The organism is Ruegeria sp. CG3, from assembly GCF_056537205.1.
Genome location: NZ_JBQFRC010000001.1, coordinates 833,055 through 851,914, shown reverse-complemented (window position 1 = coordinate 851,914; position 18,860 = coordinate 833,055). Strand labels below are relative to the sequence as shown.

Annotated in this window: 18 protein-coding genes and 1 tRNA gene; 13 read left to right on the top strand and 6 right to left on the bottom strand. The window is 60.9% G+C overall.

All coding sequences use genetic code 11. The features are described 5' to 3' along the window. Positions 1 to 388 precede the first annotated feature (388 nt). Positions 389 to 829 (top strand): hypothetical protein, encoded by a 441-nt coding sequence (locus ACR0NB_RS04255; RefSeq protein ID WP_093962170.1) that lies wholly within the window; start codon positions 389 to 391, stop codon positions 827 to 829. 6 nt (positions 830 to 835) lie between these two features. Here the strand turns inward: ACR0NB_RS04255 and ACR0NB_RS04250 are convergent. The 4 genes from ACR0NB_RS04250 to pdxH all read right to left on the bottom strand — a co-directional run bounded on the left by ACR0NB_RS04250 (position 836) and on the right by pdxH (position 2,684). After that, positions 836 to 912: transfer RNA gene (locus ACR0NB_RS04250), tRNA-Pro, on the bottom strand. A gap of 43 nt (positions 913 to 955) precedes the next feature. After that, entirely contained in the window at positions 956 to 1,417 is a 462-nt protein-coding gene (locus ACR0NB_RS04245; protein WP_480775621.1) for a DUF192 domain-containing protein, read from the bottom strand. Positions 1,418 to 1,429: 12 nt separating this feature from the next. Continuing rightward, on the bottom strand, positions 1,430 to 1,957 hold the full coding sequence (locus tag ACR0NB_RS04240) for a cold-shock protein (protein WP_093962172.1): 528 nt from the start codon (positions 1,955 to 1,957) through the stop codon (positions 1,430 to 1,432). 121 nt (positions 1,958 to 2,078) lie between these two features. Then, on the bottom strand, positions 2,079 to 2,684 hold the full coding sequence (pdxH, locus tag ACR0NB_RS04235) for a pyridoxamine 5'-phosphate oxidase (protein ID WP_480775021.1): 606 nt from the start codon (positions 2,682 to 2,684) through the stop codon (positions 2,079 to 2,081). A 135-nt stretch (positions 2,685 to 2,819) separates the two neighbouring features. Between pdxH and fabI the strand changes: the two genes are divergently transcribed. From fabI to trpE, 5 genes are all read left to right on the top strand, one after another. Beyond that, a complete protein-coding gene (gene fabI / locus ACR0NB_RS04230; RefSeq protein WP_170370522.1) occupies positions 2,820 to 3,626 on the top strand; it encodes an enoyl-ACP reductase FabI in 807 nt (268 codons plus the stop codon). A gap of 4 nt (positions 3,627 to 3,630) precedes the next feature. Next, positions 3,631 to 4,140, top strand: a complete 510-nt coding sequence (gene gpt, locus ACR0NB_RS04225) for a xanthine phosphoribosyltransferase (protein WP_093962173.1) — start codon at positions 3,631 to 3,633, stop codon at positions 4,138 to 4,140. Between the two features lie 40 nt (positions 4,141 to 4,180). After that, positions 4,181 to 5,356, top strand: coding sequence for an aminotransferase (locus ACR0NB_RS04220; RefSeq protein ID WP_480775020.1), 1,176 nt, complete (start codon positions 4,181 to 4,183; stop codon positions 5,354 to 5,356). Positions 5,357 to 5,437: 81 nt separating this feature from the next. After that, entirely contained in the window at positions 5,438 to 7,279 is a 1,842-nt protein-coding gene (locus ACR0NB_RS04215; RefSeq protein WP_480775019.1) for a peptidyl-prolyl cis-trans isomerase, read from the top strand. Positions 7,280 to 7,290: 11 nt separating this feature from the next. Beyond that, positions 7,291 to 8,802 carry an anthranilate synthase component I gene (gene trpE / locus ACR0NB_RS04210; RefSeq protein WP_480775018.1) on the top strand — a complete coding sequence of 504 codons (1,512 nt, stop codon included), beginning with the start codon at positions 7,291 to 7,293 and terminating at the stop codon, positions 8,800 to 8,802. Positions 8,803 to 8,847: 45 nt separating this feature from the next. Here the strand turns inward: trpE and ACR0NB_RS04205 are convergent, their stop codons facing one another. Further along, a complete protein-coding gene (locus ACR0NB_RS04205) occupies positions 8,848 to 10,311 on the bottom strand; it encodes a divergent polysaccharide deacetylase family protein (RefSeq protein ID WP_170510997.1) in 1,464 nt (487 codons plus the stop codon). Between the two features lie 196 nt (positions 10,312 to 10,507). Here ACR0NB_RS04205 and ACR0NB_RS04200 point away from each other — a divergent pair, with 196 nt between their 5' ends. From ACR0NB_RS04200 to lexA, 6 genes are all read left to right on the top strand, one after another. Further along, a complete protein-coding gene (locus ACR0NB_RS04200; RefSeq protein WP_170359085.1) occupies positions 10,508 to 11,089 on the top strand; it encodes an anthranilate synthase component II in 582 nt (193 codons plus the stop codon). Next, entirely contained in the window at positions 11,086 to 12,105 is a 1,020-nt protein-coding gene (trpD, locus tag ACR0NB_RS04195; RefSeq protein WP_170359083.1) for an anthranilate phosphoribosyltransferase, read from the top strand. Before ACR0NB_RS04200 ends, trpD begins: the two co-directional genes overlap by 4 nt. Then, entirely contained in the window at positions 12,102 to 12,914 is an 813-nt protein-coding gene (gene trpC, locus ACR0NB_RS04190) for an indole-3-glycerol phosphate synthase TrpC (protein WP_480775017.1), read from the top strand. Before trpD ends, trpC begins: the two co-directional genes overlap by 4 nt. Next, positions 12,914 to 13,387: a cyclic pyranopterin monophosphate synthase MoaC gene (moaC, locus tag ACR0NB_RS04185; protein ID WP_170455394.1), complete on the top strand. Its 474-nt coding sequence runs from the start codon at positions 12,914 to 12,916 to the stop codon at positions 13,385 to 13,387. The genes trpC and moaC overlap by 1 nt, the downstream gene beginning before the upstream one ends. Further along, positions 13,384 to 14,556 carry a molybdopterin molybdotransferase MoeA gene (locus ACR0NB_RS04180; protein ID WP_480775016.1) on the top strand — a complete coding sequence of 391 codons (1,173 nt, stop codon included), beginning with the start codon at positions 13,384 to 13,386 and terminating at the stop codon, positions 14,554 to 14,556. Before moaC ends, ACR0NB_RS04180 begins: the two co-directional genes overlap by 4 nt. Before the next feature lie 80 nt (positions 14,557 to 14,636). Beyond that, entirely contained in the window at positions 14,637 to 15,335 is a 699-nt protein-coding gene (gene lexA / locus ACR0NB_RS04175; protein ID WP_170363386.1) for a transcriptional repressor LexA, read from the top strand. Here the strand turns inward: lexA and ACR0NB_RS04170 are convergent. Beyond that, positions 15,319 to 17,361, bottom strand: a complete 2,043-nt coding sequence (locus ACR0NB_RS04170; protein WP_480775015.1) for a ComEC/Rec2 family competence protein — start codon at positions 17,359 to 17,361, stop codon at positions 15,319 to 15,321. The genes lexA and ACR0NB_RS04170 overlap by 17 nt on opposite strands. 78 nt (positions 17,362 to 17,439) lie before the next feature. Between ACR0NB_RS04170 and gltX the strand changes: the two genes are divergently transcribed. Next, positions 17,440 to 18,846: a glutamate--tRNA ligase gene (gltX, locus tag ACR0NB_RS04165; RefSeq protein WP_480775014.1), complete on the top strand. Its 1,407-nt coding sequence runs from the start codon at positions 17,440 to 17,442 to the stop codon at positions 18,844 to 18,846. Positions 18,847 to 18,860 lie beyond the last annotated feature (14 nt).

The window sequence follows — 18,860 nt, the reverse complement described above, 5'->3', positions numbered from 1 at the left end:
TTTGCACGGTTGCACGTCAGTTTGGAGTGCTTTCCGACCCTCGCCCTATGCCAATTCCGGCTATTCCTACCAGATTTAGTGGCAACTCACTCGGCCCATACAATCTGGCGTATCTACCCATAGTTGGTCAACGGCATTTTTTGGCTTCTAACCAAAACTTTTCTGTTGACCGCAAAACCGCAGGATGGGCCAAGGCACAACGCGCCGATTCCTCCACAACGCTGTCCACAAAACCGTGCAGATCGGTCAAATCGGATTTTCTTTTTTCCCGGCCCGGTTACGAGAAAATGGTCACCTGCCCGCCCGTGCCCCATACTGTGAGGAGAATCACCAATCTTCGTGGCAGCGCAACGCGACGCATCACGACACACAAATGACGGAGTGCGCCGTGAAAACCTCGATTATCCGTTTGTTTCCGGTCCTTACCTTGCTGGCCGCTTGTGCGACGCCCGAGCCGGAACAATCTTCACGCAGCGCTCAGTTCGCCGAATACCCCGATCAGTTATTCAGCACGTTCGAGATCAGCTGCGAAGGTCCGGAGGAACGGTTCACACGCCCCGAGCGCAGCAGTTTCGAGTGCCGTTCCTCTCTGCCTCCGGAAACCACCGCGTTCTTGATCCTCAACTATGACGGTTACCCGCAGGACTTGCCCAAAGGGGTGCGCCGCATGTCTTCGACCCGCAATCAGGCCGGTTACCGGGTCGATGCCGAGTTGTTTTTCCTGGTCCCCCAGAAGGACGGAGCGACGATCAAGGTTCCCGTCGAAAGCTCGGTTCTGGATGATGAATTGACACGGCTCTACCGGTATTTCGGTGGAACTCCGTTGTAAGGAAAGTGGTCGGGGCGGCGAGATTCGAACTCACGACCCCCTGTACCCAAAACAGGTGCGCTACCAGACTGCGCCACGCCCCGGACCGTGCGCCTTCCTAACGGCGTCATTCGGATTTGAAAAGCCCTAACAGGGCCAGATTGCAGGGCCTTGCGAAAAAATTTCGTGGCGCATGGCCGTACCTGGTGCGATCGAGTAACGGGCGGCAAGCCCCGCATTCACCTCAAGAACCGCAAAGACCGAATCGCCGCCCTCGATTGGGGTCAGATCCCCCGGTACGGCATCGGAATGAACACGGGTCACCAAACCTGTGCGATCCAGAAAGATCATGTCCAGCGGGATCAAGGTGTTCTTCATCCAGAATGCGACCTGCTGGGGCGGATCGAACACGAACAGCATCCCTTCGCCCTGAGGCATGCTTTCGCGGAACATCAAACCCTTTGCCCGCTCCTGCGGGGAAACTGCCAATTCGACCAGAAACCGGACCTGTGCCTTGTCATTGCGAAGGTCCACCCGGTCAGACCGGCATTCAGCAAAGGCGCCTTGTGACAGAAAAATACTCAGAAGAAGACCGGCCAGAATCCGCATCACGCGCAGCGCTCAGTCATTGAGCGCGGATTCCCACGCAAGCACTTGTGCGGCCATGCGGCCCCGCTTGCCGTCGATGACCCGCATCGCCAGCGCCTCGCCCGGTTGGAGATCCGCCAACCCGGACCGGCGCAGAACTTCGATATGCAGAAACACGTCCTCGCTGCGACCAAAGACATTGGCAAAGCCGAAACCCTTGCTCTTGTCGAACCACTTGACCCGCGCGGCCTCGAGCGGCGCATGCGCGATCTCATTGGGATCCATTTCGGCGAAATCCGCCAGCATCACCGAGTCGGCCCGCTCGGGCGGATCAATGCTCACGACCTCAACCGCTTGAACGCCACGATCGGTGCGGTGAGTCATGATCTCAATGCCCGCGCCATCCGCGACCGAGCTTTGCCCGAAGTTCCTCAGAACGTTCACGTGCAGCAGGATATCAGGACCGCCATCGTCGGACACGACAAAGCCATACCCCTTTGCAGGGTCAAACCATTTTACGTGTCCACGAACGCGGTACATGCTGTTCAGGTCTTCTGGCACGGTGTTCCCATCACGAGATTCAAAGGGTCGTTAGGGGTCTGATGTGTATGGAAACGTCGGGCAAATTCAAGCTGAAAAAATTCAGACATTTCCGGGTGTTGCATTTCACGATACGCGAACGTCATGGATTCAACCTCTGTACGTTCCACTTTTGCTCGGACGGGTCGCGCCGCCAGCGGAACCTGTCGTGCAGCCGAAAGGCACCATCCGCCCAAAACTCGATTTCAACCGGCGTCAGCCTGTAGCCACCCCAGAATTCGGGCCGCGGCGGGTTGGATCCCAGCTTTGCCGTCACCTTTGCAACTTCGGCCATCAAAGCAGCCCGGCTGCTCAGAGGTTCCGACTGTCGCGATGCCCAGGCACCCAGCCGGCTTTTCAGCGAGCGTGACGCATAATATTCGTCGGCCAAGGGGCCGTCTTCTTTGGTGATTGTACCACGAACCCGGATCTGACGCCGCAGTGATTTCCAGTGCATCACAAAGGCGGCTTTGCCGGCCGAATCCAGCTCTTGGGCCTTGGCACTGTGATAGTTGGTATAGAAAACGAAGGAGTCCACCTCGATATCCTTCAGCAACACCATCCGTGCGTTCGGCATACCATCGGGGTCCACGGTCGCCAGGGCAATCGCGTTCGGATCGTTCGGTTCCGTCTTTTCGGCCTCGGCCAACCAACGGGCCGCGATCACGAACGGATCGTCACCGGCAAAGATGCCGTTTCGCTCACTCATGTCCATCCCCTGGAACGAATTGAACATGACCCTACGGCGAGAACCCGCCCCGGGCAAGAGTGCATGGCCTTGATGCAGCGCAATCAATGGCATAAACCAACGCAACACATCGCGACGACAGGCGGAGAACCGAACATGTCAAATCAGTTGATGGCCGGCAAGCGCGGCCTCATCATGGGACTGGCCAATGACAAATCAATCGCATGGGGAATCGCCCGCGCCTTGTCCGAAGCCGGAGCCGAACTGGCTTTCTCTTATCAGGGGGATGCACTGAAAAAACGGGTCGACCCGTTGGCGGCCCAACTGGGGAGCGAGATCGTCCTGCCCTGTGACGTCAGCGACGAAGAGTCGATCGACGAGCTGTTCGCGGCACTGAAAGAGAAGTGGGGCAAGCTGGATTTCGTCGTCCACGCCATTGGTTTCTCCGACAAGAACGAACTTCGCGGCCGCTATGTCGACACGTCGCGCGCGAACTTCAAGCTGACGATGGACGTGTCGGTCTACTCTTTCACTGCGGTGATGCAACGCGCCGAGAAGCTGATGACCGACGGCGGCAGCGCCATCACCCTGACCTATTATGGTGCCGAGCAGGTCATGCCGCACTACAATGTCATGGGTGTGGCCAAGGCCGCGCTCGAGGCGTCGGTGAAATACCTGGCCGAGGACCTGGGCAAAGACAACATCCGCATCAACGCGATCTCGGCCGGGCCGATCAAGACCCTCGCCGCCAGCGGCATCGGCGACTTCCGCTACATCATGAAGTGGAACGAGTACAACTCGCCCCTGCGCCGCAACGTGACCATCGACGACGTGGGCAAATCGGCCCTTTATCTTCTGTCCGACCTCAGCAGCGGCGTAACCGGTGAAAACCTGCACGTTGACTCGGGCTATCACATCGTCGGCATGAAAGCCGTCGACGCGCCGGATGTGGAAAAGGGATAAGACCATGAGCGCAAAGGACCGCCTGCCCCACGAAAAAGGCTTTCACATCAGCTGGGACCAGATTCACCGTGACTCGCGCGCGCTTGCCTGGCGGCTGGACGGTCAGGGCCCCGATGACGGTGCTTGGCGCGCCGTCGTCGCGATCACGCGCGGCGGCATGGCACCGGCGATGATCGTCAGCCGAGAGCTGGACATCCGCACCGTCGATACCATCAGCGTCAAATCCTATCACCATCAGGAGCGTGGCGAGGCCGAGGTGCTCAAGGCCCCCGATGCCGATCTGATGGGGGATGGTGAGGGCGTGCTGATCATCGATGATCTGGTCGACAGCGGCAAGACACTGGAACTGGTGCGCAAGATGTACCCCAAGGCTCATTTCGCCACGGTCTATGCCAAGCCCAAGGGCCGCCCGATGGTTGACACCTATATTACCGAGGTCAGCCAGGACACCTGGATCTTCTTCCCTTGGGACATGGCCCTGCAATATGTCGAGCCCTATCGCGGCACCGACTGATCCCACTTATCCACCACAAATCAGCAAGACCGGACACCCGATGACATTGACCCGCACCGCCGCCACCTTCGCCCCTCCGGTGATGGAGGCGCGGCGTTGGCTCGAGGGGGTCACGTTCTCGGAAGACCGCCCGTTGATCAATGTCAGCCAGGCGGCGCCGGTCGATCCGCCGCCTTTGGCGCTGCGGCAGGCGATGGCCGATTTTGCGATCAATCAGGACGCCGCACATCTCTACGGCCCAGTACTGGGCAACCCCGATCTTCGTGCGGAACTCGCGCGTGAGATTGGCGATCACTACGCTGCCGAGGTTCGGCCGGATCAGACAGCCATCACCTCAGGCTGCAATCAGGCCTTTGCCTCGGTCATCTCGGCGATCACCGATCAAGAGGATGAGGTCATCCTGCCAACGCCATGGTATTTCAACCATAAAATGTGGTTGGACATGGCCGGTGTCAAAACGGTTGATCTGCCGACCGGGTCGGACCTGCTGCCCGATCCGGAACAGGCGCGCGCGCTGATCACCGAGCGCACACGCGCGATCGCGTTGGTCACACCCAACAATCCGGGTGGGGTCGAATATCCGGCGGATCTGGTCCGTGCCTTCTATGATCTGGCGCAACAGCATGGCCTGCGCCTGCTGGTCGATGAAACCTATCGTGATTTCGACAGCCGCAGCGGCCCGCCACACGCGCTGTTCCAGCAGCCCAACTGGGACCGGACGCTGGTGCATCTCTATTCCTTCTCGAAGGCCTACCGCCTGACCGGCCACCGCGTGGGCGCGATCGCCACAGGTGCGCCGCTGCTGTCCGAGGTCGAGAAATTCCTCGACACCGTCGCCATCTGCCCCGGCCAGATGGGCCAGTTCGCGGCGCTGTGGGGGATGCGGAACCTGTCGCAGTGGCTGGCGGGCGAACGCGCCGAGATTCTGGATCGCCGCGCCGCAATCACCGAGAACATGCCCCGCCTGACCGACAAGGGTTGGCGGCTGCTGGGTCTGGGGGCTTATTTCGCCTATCTCGAACATCCGTTCGACATGCCGTCGGACGAACTGGCGCGCAGATTGGTCTCCGAGGCCGGTATTCTGCTGTTGCCGGGCACCATGTTCATGCCCGACCACGACCCCGCCGGGAAACGTCAGGTGCGCATTGCTTTCGCCAATCTGGACCGTGCCGGAATCGGGTTATTGTTCGACCGCTTGAAGGCCCTGTCCTTCTGAGCTTGCCCCCCGGCATCCCGCGTCGTATTCAGGGCCGCAACAGTCACGGCAGAACCCTGCCGCAAGATCCAAGAGGGCACTATGGCCGCAGGCATTAACAAACTCTCCAAAACCTTCGTCTGGATTCTCATGGGCATGCTGATGCTGGGTCTTGCCGGTTTTGGCGCCGTCAACCTCAGCGGAACGGTTCGCACAGTCGCCCAGGTCGGGGATGAGGACGTTTCGGTCGATGCCTATGTCCGCGAGCTGCAGCGCGAAATCCGCGCAGTCGAGGCGCAGACCGGTCAACCGATGCAGATGTCACAGGCCCGGGAACTGGGGTTGGATCAGCGGGCCTTGGGGCGTCTGGTTTCGCTGGCAGCCCTGAACAACGAGGTCGCACAGCTGGGTGTTTCGATCGGTGATGCCAACCTGCAGAAGGAAATCGTCGGCATTCAGGCCTTTCAGGGCCCTGACGGATCTTTTGACCGCGAAGCCTACCGCTTCCAGCTGGAACAGATCGGCATGACCGAAACCGAGTTCGAGGAAGACCTGCGAAAGGAAACAGCACGGACAATTGTCCAAGGCGCGATGATGGACGGTGTTGAAATGCCCGCAATCATGACCAAAGCCTTGGCCGACTATGTTCTCGCTCGCCGCAGCTTTACCGTCGCAACTCTGTCGCCGGACGCTCTGACGGCCCCGATCCCCGAGCCGACAGAGGCCGATATCCAAGCGTATTACGACGCGAATACCGATCGGTTCACCCTGCCGCGCACCAAAAAGATCACCTACGCCGTTCTGTCGCCGGAGATGCTGCAGGATACGGTCGAAATCGACGAAGACGCACTCAAGCGTCTGTATGAACAACGCAAGGACCAGTATCAGCAAGCCGAACGTCGTCTGGTTGAGCGGCTGGTCTACCCCTCGGAGGAAGAGGCGACTGCGGCGATGGCACAGCTGGAAGTCGGCGGGGCGGATTTTGAGCAGCTGGTACGCGAGCGCGAACTTGAACTGAGCAGTGTCGATCTGGGTGATGTGACCCGCGAAGATCTGGGCGAGGCCGCGGATGCCGTTTTTGCCGCAGAGATTGATCAGGTCGTGGGCCCCCTGCCCTCGGTCTTTGGTCCGGCCCTGTTCCGGGTCAACGGATCGCTGGCCGAACAGAACGTGAGCTTTGAGGACGCCGAACCGGAACTGCGTGCAGAGCTGGCCGGCGAACGCGCCCGGCGCCTGATTGAGAGCCAGGCCGAAGACATCAACGACATGCTGGCCGGCGGCGCCACGCTGGAAGAGTTGGCCAACGAAACGGAAATGGAGCTTGGCAAGATTGACTGGACCCGTCAAAGCGACGACGGCATCGCCGCGTATGACGGCTTCCGCCAGGCTGCGCAGGCCGTCCGCGAAGATGATTTCCCGGAAATCGGATTCCTCGAGGATGGTTCGATCTTTGCCTTGCGGCTGGATGAGGTTCTGCCGCCGCGCCCCGAGCCGCTGGAGTCCGCACGCGACCGCGTCGCCGCCGCATGGGTACAGGAACAGACGGCCAAGGCGCTTGAGGAACAGGCCAACGGCATCGTGACTCAATTGGCCGTCGACGGTGATTTCACGGCGACCGGGCTGCCATTCCGTGTCGAAAACGCACTGACTCGTACCGCGTTTCTGGATAACGTTCCGGCCGATTTCATGACCCAGATCTTTGAGATGGAGCCCAATGAACTGCGCGTGATCGCGGGACCGGATGCGGCATTCATCGTGCGGCTGGACGAGGTTCTTCCGCCTGCGGAAACCGACGAACAGCGCCTGATGCAAGAGGCCGCTGCCGCTCAGCTGAACCAGGCACTGGCCCAAAACATCTTCGACATCTATGTGCGCGACGCTCAGACACGCGCGCGGCCGACCCTGGACCAACGCGCGCTGAACGCGGTTCAGGCCAACTTCTGACCGGAACGAAAATGGCTCTGACACCCGATTTCGACAGCTTTGCCCGCGCCTATGAGGCCGGACAGAACCAGGTCGTTTATACCCGTCTGGCCGCTGATCTGGACACACCGGTTTCGTTGATGCTCAAGCTGACGGGCGCCCAGAAGGACGCCTTCGTCCTTGAATCGGTGACCGGAGGCGAAGTTCGCGGGCGGTATTCGATCATCGGGATGAAGCCGGATCTGATCTGGCGCTGTCGGGGCGAAACCTCGGAATTGAACCGTTCGGCGCGGTTTGATGCGGATGCGTTCGACGCGCAAGATGGCAACCCGATGGACAACCTGCGCGCGCTGCTCGCCGAAAGCCGCATCGACCTGCCCGATGACCTGCCCCAGGCTGCGGCCGGCCTGTTCGGTTATCTGGGATACGACATGGTGCGCCTTGTCGAACACCTGCCGGATGTGAACCCCGATCCTTTGGGGCTGCCGGATGCGATACTGCTGCGTCCGTCGGTGGTTGCGGTCCTGGACGGCGTGAAAGGCGAAGTCACCATTGTGTCTCCGGCCTGGGCCAGCGACGGGCAGTCAGCCAAGGCCGCCTACGCACAGGCGGCCGAGCGTGTGATGGACGCGGTGCGCGACCTGGAACGCGCAATGCCCTCGGAGTCTCGAGATCTGGGCGAAGCACACGAGATCGCGCCGCCGGTATCCAACTTCACCAAGTCGGGCTACATGGAAGCCGTGGAAAAGGCCAAGGAGTACATCCGGGCTGGTGACATCTTCCAGGTGGTTCCGGCACAACGCTGGACACAAGATTTTCCGCTGCCGCCCTTTGCGCTGTATCGTTCCTTGCGCCGCACGAATCCGTCGCCGTTCATGTTCTATTTCAACTTCGGTGGCTTCCAGGTGATCGGCGCCAGCCCCGAGATACTCGTGCGCGTGTTCGGCAACGAAGTGACCATCCGGCCGATCGCCGGAACACGTCCTCGCGGTGCCACCCCCGAAGAGGACAAGGCGAACGAGCTGGATTTGCTGGCCGACAAAAAGGAACTGGCCGAGCACCTCATGCTGCTGGACCTGGGCCGCAACGACACAGGACGCGTGTCCAAAATCGGCACCGTCCGCCCGACCGAGGAATTCATCATCGAGCGCTACAGCCACGTGATGCACATCGTGTCGAACGTTGTGGGCGAGTTGGCCGACGACAAGGATGCCCTGAACGCCTTCTTTGCCGGGATGCCGGCGGGCACAGTGTCAGGTGCACCGAAGGTCCGGGCGATGCAGATCATCGACGAGTTGGAGCCCGAAAAGCGCGGTGTCTACGGCGGCGGTGTCGGCTATTTCAGCGCCGGTGGCGACATGGACATGTGCATTGCGCTGCGTACGGCCATCGTGAAGGACCAGAAACTGTATATCCAGGCCGGTGGTGGTGTCGTCTATGACAGCGACCCCGAGGCCGAATACATGGAAACCGTGCACAAATCGAATGCCATCAGGCGAGCCGCGGCGGATGCGGCGCGGTTCACCGGATCCGGGAATTCATAAAAAAGGCGGCCAATCTGGCCGCCTTTTCTTCTTTTTCTGCATTGATTACTGGATCTGGCTTTTCATCACCGCCGAGATCGGGGCCAGGGCAACTCGGTTGCCGCGATCCTCAAGCCCCCAGAGCAACAACGCCGAAATTGTCTCGGGCCGCAATCGGCCCAGCATCACAACTGCGCCTTCCTGCCCGGCACGAAAAGCTGCCTGGTCCAGGAACCGGCGCATGACCGTTGGATCCTGACGCGCACCGTCGATGTCGCGGAACACCACACTTGATGGAATGCCATTCCGCGCGGCCAGCTTTTGGACGGTGTTCAACCCGTTGTCCTGCACGACCAGCCCACGGCCCGTTCCTGCCGCGATGGCAGCCACCTGATCGGCCAACTTGCGGTTGCCCTGTATCCCGGTGTTCACGCCCTCGAGCAGGCCAACGGTTTCAGGCAAGGTTTCAAGCCAGACCGCCAACGAGACTTCGGCATCCTGCGCACTGGCCGCCTTTGGCAGGTCGGTCAAGGCCAGAACCTCGAACCCAGCCTCGCGATAGCGCTTCATCTTCTCCGCCGCTTGCGGATCCGAAGGGCTGACCGCAAAGCTTAGGGGATACGGAAAATCCTTCAGCGCCTCAGCCCCGAACGCACCTTCGTCATCGATCAGGATGATCGACATCAGCGGTTTGGCATCCGGGTTGTCAAAGGCGGCGGCATAAGCATCGATCGGCTTACCGGGCATGCCCTCACCCTCTGCCGGCTGATCGGCCGGGGCATCATCGCGTTCGGTCAGCGGGATCACGCGTTTGCCGGCAATCGAAGATGAGGCCGTTGCCTGTTCGCCGCCGATCTGGGGCAAGGCCGCGATCCGGGCCCGTTTGCGGGGCTGCGTGTCTTCGTCCCCCTCGACCGCGATCGGGCTGTCGCCGGTTCCGGTCGGTTGATCCGGCTCAGGTGTCGACGGCAGCGCGGCTGTTTCCGGCGCCGGGGTCGCCTCGGGTTCCGCATTTGCCGCAGTCTCTGGTTCGGCGGTCTCTGGCTCGACGGTCGTGACCTCTTGCGCCGGGGGCTGTGGTGCGGCCGGCGGTGTCGCGTCCACGGTGACGGGCTGGACCTCCTCGTCCGGGCTCGACGGAACCGGTCCGGGCGCCGGGGGCGCGGCTGGCGCGTCGGTCGTCACATCGACCGACGCGGCGTCTCCCGCACCCGGGTCGTTCAGGCCTGCCAGGGTGTCACCGACCTGCGGACGATCATCCGGCTCGGCCTGAATGCCATCCAGTCCAGTGGCCCCATCCGCCGTATCGTCCAGCGCCTCCAACGCTCGTGGTGCGATTTCGACAAGATCGGAATCCGGACCAGCGCCCTGCACTTCCGTATCCGCCTTGGGCAGATCGGCTTCCACCGCGGCTGGCGCCGCTGTCTGAATATCCGGTTTGCTGCCAAGTGGCGTGTTCAGGGAAAGCACTGCGCCCAGAACCAACACAACGACCGCGCCGGCGATCATTCCACCGATAAATCCGCCCATCTGTTCTTGCCTCTCGTCTTTCATCCTGCCTCGGCAGCCCGTGCACCGTCTCTGCGGCACTCACCCGTCCGGTCGCCTTGTTGGGGTTGTCCCCTTGACGCTGCCGCACAAGCCTGAGCATGTATGTCCCGACACTATACCGTGGCGCGGGGCTGTATCGCCAGTCCGAATTGCCCAAACACAAGACAAGTGCCAAATGCTGCTGCTGATCGACAACTACGACTCGTTTACCTACAACCTTGTCCACTATTTGGGCGAATTGGGCGCGGAAATGGTCGTGCGCCGCAATGATGCGCTGGATGTGCAGGAAGCGATGGCCATGAACCCTGCCGGCATCTTGCTGAGTCCCGGCCCTTGTGATCCTGACCAGGCAGGGATCTGCCTCGCCCTGACCGAGGCAGCTGCGGAAACGCGCACGCCTTTGATGGGTGTTTGTCTGGGTCACCAGACCATCGGTCAGGCCTTTGGCGGCAAGGTCGTGCGGTGCCACGAAATCGTGCACGGCAAAATGGGAACCATGCATCACACTGGCAAAGGCCTGTTCGCCGGCCTGCCGTCACCGTTTGAGGCGACCCGCTACCACTCACTGGTCGTCGATCGGGAGACCCTGCCCGATTGCCTCGAAATCACGGCAGAGTTGGAAGACGGCACCATCATGGGCCTGCAACACAAAGAGCTGCCGATCCACGGTGTTCAATTCCACCCGGAGTCGATCGCCTCGGAACACGGCCACGCTCTGCTGAAGAATTTCCTGAACGAAATGAAAGTCCCCGCATGAGTGACGCGCTGAAACCGCTGATCGGAGCTGCGGCCGATCGCGCCCTTACCCGTGCCGAAGCCGAACAGGCCTTTGAGATCCTGTTTGAAGGCCGCGCCACGCCCAGCCAGATCGGCGGTCTGTTGATGGCCATGCGGACGCGCGGCGAAACGGTCGAGGAATATGCCGCCGCTGCCGCCGTGATGCGCGCGAAATGCAACGCGGTCAAAGCGCCATCTGGCGCGATCGACATCGTTGGAACCGGCGGCGATGGGAAAGGCACGCTCAATATCTCGACCGCAACGGCTTTTGTCGTGGCTGGCGCGGGCGTGACCGTGGCCAAGCACGGCAACCGGAACCTCAGCTCGAAATCCGGGGCCGCCGACGCATTGGGACAGATGGGAATCAACGTGATGGTCGGGCCGCAAGTCGTTGAAAAGGCTTTGCAGACCGTCGGCATCGGGTTCATGATGGCGCCCATGCATCACCCGGCCATCGCCCATGTCATGCCCACCCGGCAAGAGCTTGGTACCCGAACCATCTTCAACATCCTTGGCCCCCTGACCAACCCCGCCGGTGTCAAGCGGCAGCTGACCGGAGCCTTCAGCCGCGACCTGATCCGACCGATGGCGGAAACCCTTGGTCTGCTCGGGGCCGAGCACGCCTGGCTGGTACATGGCTCGGACGGGACCGACGAGTTGACGATTACTGGCATCAGCTGGGTCGCGTCGCTTGAGGACGGACGGGTGAAAGAGGTCGAACTGCATCCCGAAGATGCGGGCCTGCCGGTTCATCCGTTTGAAGATATTCTGGGCGGAACACCCGAGGAAAACGCCGTCGCGTTCCGCGCATTGCTGGATGGCGCGCCGTCGGCCTACCGGGATGCGGTCCTGCTGAACGCGGCTGCGGCCCTTGTGGTCGCCGAAGCTGCACCGGACCTGAAACAAGGCGTCGAAATGGCCGCCGAAAGCATCGACAGCGGCAAGGCGAAAGACAAGATTGCTGCTCTGGCACAACTCACACAGGAAGCCGCATGACCGAAACCGTTCTGGATAAGATCAAGGCCTACAAGCTGGAAGAAGTCGCCGCCGACAAAGCCCAAGTTCCTCTGGACGAGGTCGAGCAACAAGCCCGCGAAGCGTCTGAAACGCGCGGCTTTGTGGAGGCTCTGCGCACGGCCAGTCGCCGCGGTTATGGTCTGATCGCCGAAATCAAGAAGGCAAGCCCGTCCAAAGGGTTGATCCGTGAGGATTTCGATCCGCCCGCGCTGGCAAAAGCCTATGAAGAAGGTGGCGCCGCCTGCCTTTCGGTTTTGACCGACACGCCCAGCTTTAAGGGTGCCAAGGAGTTCCTGACCGCCGCCCGGGCTGCATGCTCGCTTCCGGCACTGCGCAAGGACTTCATGTATGATCCCTATCAAGTGGTCGAAGCGCGGGCACTGGGTGCCGACTGTATCCTGATCATCATGGCATCAGTCGACGATCAGCAAGCCGCCGAACTGGAACAGACCGCGTTTGACTGGGAGATGGATGTCCTGATCGAGGTACATGACGAGGCCGAGCTTGAGCGAGCGGCCGATCTCAAAAGCCCCCTCATCGGGATAAACAACCGCAATCTCAAGACGTTCGAGACCTCGCTTGATACCACTCGACGCTTGTCCAAGCTGGTTCCTGCTGACCGCATGATCGTGTGCGAAAGCGGGCTGAACACCCCGGAAGACCTTGCGGATATCGCCCGCTATGGTGCCCGGTGTTTCCTGATCGGAGAAAGCCTCATGCGGCAGCAGGACGTCGCCGCCGCAACCCGTCACATCCTGTCGAACCCGCTGGTGCCGGGGGTCATGTGATGCCCCTGACGCATTTTGACAGCGACGGCCAGGCCCATATGGTCGATGTATCGGACAAGGACACGACAAACCGCGTCGCCGTTGCAACGGGTTACGTGAAAATGGCGCAACAAACATTTGAAATCATTTCCGAAGGCCGCGCGAAGAAGGGCGATGTTCTGGGGGTTGCCCGGTTGGCCGGGATCATGGGGGCAAAGAAGACACCGGACCTGATTCCGTTGTGCCATCCCTTGCCTGTCACCAAGGTGTCGGTTGACCTGACACTGGACCCGGACCTGCCCGGCGTGCAGATCGAAGCGACGGTCAAGACCACCGGTCAGACTGGTGTCGAGATGGAGGCCCTGACAGCCGTGTCTACCGCGGCGCTGACCGTCTATGACATGGCCAAGGCCGTTGACAAGGCGATGGAAATTGGGGGGATCCGCGTTCTGCTGAAAGATGGCGGTAAGTCAGGTCGTTACGAGGCGAAATGATAACGGTTGAAGAAGCCCGACAGTTGCTGTTCGGCCTGGTAGCCACCATGCCCGAAGAGCAGATTGCGCTTGCTGACGCGGCCGGTCGAGTGCTGATGCGGGATGTCAAAGCCGAGCGGGACCAACCCCCGTTTGCTGCCTCTTCAATGGATGGATATGCGCTGAAGTCGGCCGAGGTTGAGCGTCACGCAATGTTCAAGGTCATCGGTGAGGCCGCCGCTGGCCAGCGTTTCACAGGTACAGTTGGCCCGGGCCAGGCGGTTCGGATCTTCACCGGGGCTCCGGTCCCAGACGGGGCAGATTTCGTCGTCATCCAGGAAGATACCGACCTGCGCGGCGATCTGTTGACGATCACGGAAGAACCCGGCCAAAAAACCAACATCCGACCGGCAGGCGTGGACTTCACCATCGGTGATGTAGTTAGTGCGCCACGAGTCCTCTCGCCCGAAGATCTTGCATTGCTGGCGGCGATGAATGTTCCAACCGTCTCCGTGGCCAGCAAACCTCAGATCGCGCTGATCGCCACCGGAAACGAGCTGGTCATGCCGGGCGAAACTCCGGGACCTGACCAGATCATTGCCTCGAACTCGTTTGGCATCAAAGCGTTGCTCGAGAAAGCTGGCGCACATGTTCGCATGTTGCCAGTGGCACAGGACACACTGTCATCGCTGGAAACCGCGTTTGGCTTGGCCGAAGGCTCCGATCTGGTCGTGACAATTGGTGGAGCGTCGGTGGGTGACTACGACCTTGTGGCCGAAGCATCGCAACGGCTGGGGCTCGAACAATCCTTCTACAAGGTCCTGATGCGCCCCGGCAAACCACTGATGGCGGGGCGGCTGGGTGATGCGGCGATGATCGGGTTGCCCGGCAACCCAGTCAGCGCGATGGTTTGCGGATATCTCTTCCTGGTCCCCTTGGTCAAAAAGATGCTGGGCATCCAGACTGTTGACCCGATTCTCCATCAGGCCATCTTGTCGGATGCCCTTCCACCAAACGGCCCGCGCGAGCATTACATGCGCGCTCGATTGGAAAGCGATGGAATACGCGCGTTCGAGGATCAGGACAGTTCGCTGCTCAGCGTTCTGGCGCGGTCGAACGCCTTGCTGATGCGTCCTCCAAACGATCCCGCACGGGCTGCGGGGGAAACGGTGTCCTACCTGCCGATTTAGGTTCAGCCGGCAAATCCATTGACACAAAACGTGAACATGCGTAGAACAAAAGAAAACGCATGGGCAACGAGGTGTGAGCGATGCTGACCAAGAAGCAATTGGATTTGCTGGAATTCATCCACAAACGCGTTCAGGCGGACGGTGTTCCACCCAGCTTTGACGAAATGAAAACGGCGTTGGACCTGAGATCCAAATCCGGCATCCATCGGTTGATTACTGCACTGGAAGAGCGTGGGTTCATCCGGCGTCTCGCCCACAGGGCGCGCGCGATCGAGATCGTGAAACTGCCCGAGAGTCTTGGAGGCGAGCCGACCGCCGGCTTCACGCCTCGCGTGATCGAAGGTGACAAGCCCAGCGTGCCCCGCCCCGCCAATGTCGATCCTGTGTCGGTGGACGCTCTCGAACTTCCGGTGATGGGCAGAATTGCCGCCGGTGTTCCTATCGAGGCGATCAGCCACATTTCCCATCATGTTGCGGTACCGGGCACGATGGTATCGGGCCGTGGCGAACACTATGCCCTTGAGGTGCGGGGAGACTCCATGATCGACGCCGGTATCAATGACGGGGACGTGGTCGTGATCCGCGAAACGTCTTCGGCAGACAATGGCGACATCGTCGTGGCTTTGGTCGAAGATCAGGAGGCAACCCTGAAAAGGTTTTTCCGGCGCGGCCAGGCGATCGCGCTCGAGGCCGCCAACCCCGCTTACGAAACGCGGGTATTGCCCGAGGACAAAGTCAAGGTTCAAGGGCGTCTCGTCGGACTTATTCGGACTTACTGAAGCCGTCAGGCCGAGCCGGTGACCAAAGGCGCGGCCCCGTCGCATCAGCGCTGCTGAACATCTTTCCTTGGCGGATCGCAAGGCTGCCGGTCTTTCGCAGTCGGTCAGGATCAAAAACGGCGCAGTCACCGGTCAGTTTGATCGGCACGGCAGAGACCACGAGTTCGCCCGGTCGGCAAACGGTGACCTGCTGCGCCGCGCGCTTGCCCGTGATGTGGACCAGCTGGAAATCCTCTAAAGGATATCGCTGAACAAGATCTGGGGCCGATGGCCACCGGCCCGCAGCCTCCGGCTGGGTTGCTCCGTCTCCATCGTTTTCAAGCCAGACCGAAGCGACGAACCCAGCGCCTTTTTCCTTGCTCAACGCGCGGCCCTTCTCGGTCATCACCCCGACCAAACCACCTGAATCGGCGATCAGCACCTCGGGCCGCTGGCCTTGTCCCCAGAATACTGCGGCGAATGCCATCGGAAAAACTCCGACCCAGCGGCTGCGTCCCTGCCACAAAATGACCCACAGCGCACCCAAGGAAAACAGCGGCAGGACAAAACCGGGCGAGCTGGCAACGAAGCCCCGTGCACCATCGAGGCCGGACACCCAGTCCGAGACGGCCAGGATCCACGCCAGTCCGATACCCATCACATGGATCGCAACGGCCTCGAGCCCGAAAGGCGCGAGGATCGCTGCCAGAACTGCCGAGGGAACCACGACGGATCCCATAACCGGCACGGACAGGGTGTTGGCCAGCAAACCGTAGTGCGAAACCATGTTGAAATGCGCCGCACCAATTGGGGCCGTCGCCAAACCAGCGACCGCCGAGGAGCACAGAAGCCCACCCACCGGGCGCAACCACTTGGGCACTCTTGGAACCTCGACGTCGCGAAGGGCACCGAAAACCGCGACCAGTGCTGTCGTGGCGGCAAAGGACATCTGAAAACCGGGGCTGAGCAATGATTCAGGGCGAAGAAACAGCACCAACAGCGCGGCAACCGCGACGGCCCGCAACGATATGGCACGCCGATCGATCAAAACCGCCCCAAACAGAACCGATACCATCACAAAGGCGCGCTCGGTCGCGACATTGCCCCCAGAAAGCAACAGATAGAGCGTTGCAGCGATCAGCGCGCAGACCGCGGCAACCTTGCGAACCGGCCACCGCAACGCCAAGGCGGGCAAGGCCGCAAGCAGTACCCGGCAAGTCACAAAGACGAACCCCGTCAACAACCCCATATGCAGGCCGGAGATTGCAAGCAGATGGGCAAGGTTCGACGCGCGCAAATTGTCCAAAGCGGCGGCGCTGATGCCGCTGCGATCCCCGGTCGAAACAGCTGCGGCAAAGCCGCCGACATCACCTGGCAGCACTTCTCTCACTCTGTCGGAAATGGCCATGCGCACGGCAGCGACACGCACCCCGGCCTCAAAGCGGGACGGAGCGGCGGTGACCACTGGCGTGCGCGCGTATCCGACCGCGCCCAAGCGCTGAAACCAGGCGTGTCTGCGAAAATCAAAGCCGCCGGGTTCGACTGGACCTTGCGGCGGTGACAGATGGGCCGTCGTCATAACGCGTTGCCCTGGCACAATCGGTACATGGTCGCCATGCAACGAAAGTCGGATGCGCCGCGGGGCTTGGTCCGACGGCACGTCCCCGATCCGTACCTGGTCCAGCGTAACCCGCAGCGCATCCGAAGCAGAGCGATCCAACGCCACGACCCTCCCCTCAACCGGGCCGTAATAGCGCCATTTCAAAACCGGCTCTGCAACCATGTGAGCGCGAGCACCCGCCAGGATGAACCCAACGGCGACCAGCGCCCCCCCTATTGCCAACGGAGCCCAGGCAGACGACATCCGGCGACTGGCCCAAATGGCAAGCAGGGCCAACCCGGACAGGCCCGAATAAATCCGCGCTTCCGGCTCGAACCGGATTGCGAAATACAGGCCTATGCCGATGGCCAGACAAACCGGAGACCAAGGCAAAAGGTGCCCTCGCTGGTTTAGCAACGCACCTTCGACCAACGCCACAACACGCATGGTTGCCCCCGTCCTTGAGGCTCGTTAGACAGGCTCAACTCTACGCTCAACGCGGTTACCAAAAGGTTAATCACTACAATGTCCGATCAGGTCGTCACCCGATTTGCACCCTCGCCCACCGGCTATCTGCACATTGGCGGAGCCCGTACTGCGCTGTTCAATTGGCTTTACGCCCGCGGTCGAGGCGGAAAGTTCCTGCTGCGGATCGAAGACACGGACCGCGAACGGTCAACGCCCGAAGCGACCGAGGCAATCCTCAATGGCATGAGCTGGCTCGGGCTCGACCACGACGGAGATGTCATCAGCCAGTTCGAGGGCGCAGCTCGTCACGCCGAAGTCGCGCATCATCTGCTGGCAGAAGGCAAAGCATACAAGTGCTTTGCAACCCAGGAAGAGATCGCGGCCTTTCGTGAGCAGGCCCGGGCCGAAGGCAAGTCGACCCTGTTCCGCAGCCGGTGGCGCGACGCCGATCCCAGCACCCACCCCGATCGCCCCTTCGTTGTGCGGATCAAGGCTCCGCAGGACGGCACAACCGTCATCCGCGACAAGGTCCAGGGTGACGTGACCATCCGAAACGATCAGCTGGACGACATGGTCCTCCTGCGTTCGGACGGCACACCGGTCTATATGCTGGCGGTGGTCGTTGATGACCACGACATGGGTGTGACGCATGTCATTCGCGGCGACGACCACCTGAACAACGCGGCGCGGCAGATGATGATCTATGAAGCCATGGGCTGGAAGGTTCCGGTTTGGGCGCACATCCCGCTGATCCACGGCCCTGACGGCAAGAAACTCAGCAAGCGGCACGGCGCGTTGGGCGCGCAGGAGTATCAGGCCATGGGCTATCCTGCCGCCGGTATGCGAAACTACCTGGCGCGCCTGGGCTGGAGCCACGGGGACGACGAGTTCTTTACCGATGAACAGGCCAAGGAATGGTTCGACCTGGACGGAATCGGGAAAAGCCCGGCGCGGTTCGATCTGAAAAAGCTCGAGAACTTGTGCGGACAGCACATCGCCACATCCGAAGATGCTGCATTGCGGCACGAAATCGAAGAATATCTGGACGCCGCTGGCCTGCCTGAGCTGACAGGAACACAATCGGATGATTTGGAACGTGCGATGTATTGCCTCAAGGATCGGGCGCGTACATTTCCAGAACTCCTTGAAAAGGCGCATTTTGCACTGACCTCGCGGCCGATCCAGCGCGATGAGAAAGCAGAAAAGGCGCTGAGTTCTGTATCCGACGGTATACTGGATCAATTGACGCCGCAGCTGCAAAATGCTAGCTGGACGCGGAACGAACTGGAGGAGACCCTCAATTCGTTTGCCGAGGCAAACGGGTTGAAGTTCGGCAAGCTGGCTGGCCCCCTCAGGGCTGCGTTGGCGGGTCGGGCCGTCACACCTTCGGTTTTTGACATGATGCTCGTGCTGGGTCGGGATGAGACCATTGCACGGATTTCTGATGCAGCGGCACAGTCCTGACTTCACATTCGGGT

Excerpts from the sequence above, each read along its gene's own strand:
- trpC (WP_480775017.1), top strand. The coding sequence starts at position 12,102 with ATGACCGAAACCGTTCTGGATAAGATCAAGGCCTACAAGCTGGAAGAA.
- lexA (WP_170363386.1), top strand. The coding sequence starts at position 14,637 with ATGCTGACCAAGAAGCAATTGGATTTGCTGGAATTCATCCACAAACGC.
- ACR0NB_RS04180 (WP_480775016.1), top strand. The coding sequence starts at position 13,384 with ATGATAACGGTTGAAGAAGCCCGACAGTTGCTGTTCGGCCTGGTAGCC.
- trpD (WP_170359083.1), top strand. The coding sequence starts at position 11,086 with ATGAGTGACGCGCTGAAACCGCTGATCGGAGCTGCGGCCGATCGCGCC.
- ACR0NB_RS04245 (WP_480775621.1), bottom strand. The coding sequence starts at position 1,417 with ATGCGGATTCTGGCCGGTCTTCTTCTGAGTATTTTTCTGTCACAAGGC.
- ACR0NB_RS04220 (WP_480775020.1), top strand. The coding sequence starts at position 4,181 with ATGACATTGACCCGCACCGCCGCCACCTTCGCCCCTCCGGTGATGGAG.
- ACR0NB_RS04170 (WP_480775015.1), bottom strand. The coding sequence starts at position 17,361 with ATGCGTGTTGTGGCGTTGGTCGAAGGTGCGTTGCTAAACCAGCGAGGG.
- ACR0NB_RS04215 (WP_480775019.1), top strand. The coding sequence starts at position 5,438 with ATGGCCGCAGGCATTAACAAACTCTCCAAAACCTTCGTCTGGATTCTC.
- gltX (WP_480775014.1), top strand. The coding sequence starts at position 17,440 with ATGTCCGATCAGGTCGTCACCCGATTTGCACCCTCGCCCACCGGCTAT.
- ACR0NB_RS04205 (WP_170510997.1), bottom strand. The coding sequence starts at position 10,311 with ATGGGCGGATTTATCGGTGGAATGATCGCCGGCGCGGTCGTTGTGTTG.
- gpt (WP_093962173.1), top strand. The coding sequence starts at position 3,631 with ATGAGCGCAAAGGACCGCCTGCCCCACGAAAAAGGCTTTCACATCAGC.
- trpE (WP_480775018.1), top strand. The coding sequence starts at position 7,291 with ATGGCTCTGACACCCGATTTCGACAGCTTTGCCCGCGCCTATGAGGCC.
- moaC (WP_170455394.1), top strand. The coding sequence starts at position 12,914 with ATGCCCCTGACGCATTTTGACAGCGACGGCCAGGCCCATATGGTCGAT.
- fabI (WP_170370522.1), top strand. The coding sequence starts at position 2,820 with ATGTCAAATCAGTTGATGGCCGGCAAGCGCGGCCTCATCATGGGACTG.
- pdxH (WP_480775021.1), bottom strand. The coding sequence starts at position 2,684 with ATGAGTGAGCGAAACGGCATCTTTGCCGGTGACGATCCGTTCGTGATC.
- ACR0NB_RS04200 (WP_170359085.1), top strand. The coding sequence starts at position 10,508 with ATGCTGCTGCTGATCGACAACTACGACTCGTTTACCTACAACCTTGTC.